Here is a 1,324-nt window from a genome sequence, read left to right as displayed (position 1 = left end):
GAAAACAAATGGGAAGGTGGTCATATTCAAAACTGGTCTTTAGCCATGAACCAGCTATTAATGGATGACCGATTAAAGGATAGGGTTCTCAAATATATTTGAGTATATTTTTTAGGACTTACACACTTTATTTGACAACCCCGGCCCGGTTAAATAACCGCCATCAAAATGATGTTATAGCTAGAAAAATATGTTTCTCACAAGTCAAACACCTTTACCTAATTTGTTTACTTATTTCTTCCCAAAGTGATTTGTCCATTTCCATGTATAATCCAGCTACTTCAATTTTACTAAAAATATCTTCATCAACTGGTATATCCTCTTGTTCAATGACACTGCAAATTGTTTCTAAAGCTATACCCCACTCTTCGTGTTCAATAAACTCTAATATATCTTTTTCATCTTTCAAAGGGAGATTATTGATATTTTTTACTATTTCTTTTAAAAGATTACTTAATTCCATAACATACACTTCCTAGACTAATTATTTAATAGGGAATGCAGTAATTATATCTCTTCCATCTGTAATTACCTTTATATTAATTCCATCCCTAATTCCTGTAACCTCATATCTTTGTACACCTTTAACAATTCTTCCCTTATTCCAATTTAGTTTAGGGTCAGTAGCTATATCAGATACATTGTGCATAACCTTTTCTGCATTCCAACTTTTAGGGAATAGTGTTTTTTTAGGGTCTCCAGTTCCAGGCCATAAATGCCCACCACCTGTTTTATCTCCGTAAAGAATATGCTTTGTCCTTTGCTCACTAGCTATATTTACCAGTTCATCTTTACCAGCACCCTTAGGACTAATCCTCGGAGGATAAGCACTGTCCAACACACTAGTTACACCTTTAGCTCCAATCAGAATACCTGCTATTTCAATCGTAGCTCTTCCTGCTACTCTAGCTCCTGAACTCTCACCCACATAGCTCTTGGCATCTTGAAACATTGATGTTATCACTTCACCCTTATATGCCATATCTACAGGATTTAGTAATCGCCCAAGATGTGATGCTGTATCGAGCGGATGTTTTACTACATATTCGATTCCTTCCATAGTAGATTGAACGCCATCGCCTATGCCCCCGTAATATTCCATCGTCCAAGAAGGCGTTTTGGCACTTATTGGTATCTCTGAAACAAAACTATTCTCTGGTAATCCCTTATAGAAATCGTTTTGTCTTAGTACGGTACCGTCGGAAAATTCGTAATACATCATTCCACTTGGATCGGTGTACGTCTTTTGATGTCGTATCCCCGACAAACTCTGTTCCTCATTCTTAAACAATTCCATATAATCCGATCTGGTTAATGGTTCATC

General features: G+C 36.6%; 2 protein-coding genes. Both read right to left on the bottom strand.

Features of this window, described 5'->3' with window-relative positions; translation table 11 throughout:
- Positions 1-214: 214 nt before the first annotated feature.
- Positions 215-463 (bottom strand): MafI family immunity protein, encoded by a 249-nt coding sequence (locus JF53_RS06635; RefSeq protein ID WP_047982129.1) that lies wholly within the window; start codon positions 461-463, stop codon positions 215-217.
- 21 nt (positions 464-484) lie between these two features.
- Positions 485-1,324 (bottom strand): EndoU domain-containing protein (locus JF53_RS17845; RefSeq protein ID WP_236686919.1); only part of this gene is annotated, 840 nt, incomplete at its 5' end.

It is taken from the genome of Ornithinibacillus contaminans, from assembly GCF_001038425.2.
GTDB lineage: Bacteria > Bacillota > Bacilli > Bacillales > Amphibacillaceae > Ornithinibacillus > Ornithinibacillus contaminans.
The sequence above is the reverse complement of the archived record's forward strand: the minus strand, read 5'-3'. Positions and strand labels throughout refer to the sequence as shown.